Genomic DNA, 666 nt, shown 5'->3' with positions numbered 1-666 from the left:
GTGGCGCTGGGAAAGCTGAACCTCGAACCCGGGATGACGCTGCTGGACATCGGTTGCGGCTGGGGTGGCGCGCTGAAGCGGGCCGTCGAGAAGTACGACGTCAACGTCATCGGGATCACGCTGAGCCGCAATCAATTTGAGTACAGCAAGAACAAGCTGGCCGGATTGCCGACCAGCCGCAACATCGAGGTGCGGTTGCAGGGCTGGGAAGAGTTCGAGGACAAGGTCGACCGGATCGTCACGATTGGCGCCTTCGAAGCTTTCAAGATGGAGCGCTATCCCGCATTTTTCGAGCGCGCCTACGAGATCCTTCCCGACGACGGCCGAATGCTGTTGCACACCATCTTGACCTACACGCAAAAACAGCAGCACGAGCGCGGTGTTTCCATCACGATGAGCGATATCCGATTCGCTCGATTCATCGGCCAGGAAATTTTCCCGGGTGGACAACTCCCGGCGCAGGAAGACATTTTCAAATTCGGCGAGGCGGCGGGCTTCACGATCGAGCGGGTGCAGCTGCTGCAGCAGCATTACGCGCGGACCCTCAACATCTGGGCGGCCAACCTGGAGGCCAACAAGGACAAGGCGGTCGCCATCCAGTCCCAGGAGGTCTACGACCGGTACATGAAGTACCTGACCGGCTGCGCGAAGTTGTTCCGTGCGGGC

The 666-nt window shown here is 60.1% G+C and carries 1 protein-coding gene; it reads left to right on the top strand.

The window, feature by feature from the left end; translation table 11 throughout:
• The coding region (locus A5624_RS05875; protein ID WP_066862997.1) for a class I SAM-dependent methyltransferase at positions 1-666 on the top strand (666 nt) is incomplete at both ends.

The organism is Mycobacterium sp. 1482292.6, assembly GCF_001672995.1.
Lineage (GTDB): Bacteria > Actinomycetota > Actinomycetes > Mycobacteriales > Mycobacteriaceae > Mycobacterium > Mycobacterium europaeum_A.
Note: the sequence above shows the minus strand (reverse complement) of the source record. Positions and strands in the feature narration are given on the sequence as shown.